This is a genomic window from Halomonas sp. 3D7M, assembly GCF_014897885.1.
Lineage (GTDB): Bacteria > Pseudomonadota > Gammaproteobacteria > Pseudomonadales > Halomonadaceae > Vreelandella.
Map to the genome: position 1 here is coordinate 8,205 of NZ_JABUZF010000156.1, position 217 is coordinate 8,421.

Annotated in this window: 1 protein-coding gene; it reads left to right on the forward strand. The window is 51.2% G+C overall.

Translation table 11 applies throughout. The features are described 5' to 3' along the window. On the forward strand, positions 1-217 hold a 217-nt coding region (locus INT22_RS20450; RefSeq protein WP_226912497.1), incomplete at both ends, for a TRAP transporter large permease subunit.

Consider the following 217-nt stretch of genomic DNA (forward strand, 5'->3'; position numbering starts at 1 on the left):
ATTTGGGGGGGCTTCTTTACGCCAACGGAAGCGGGTGCCATTGCCTCGCTCTATGCGGTTATTTTAGGCGGCCTGATCTATCGCGACTTAAGCTTGCGCGACTTGTTTAATGCTTTCCAACGTACCCTTATGTTCAGCGCCGTGATTCTGCTGATTATTGCGGTATCCAGTTTTTACGGCTGGGTTTTGGTACGCCTGGGTATTCCACAAGCGTTGG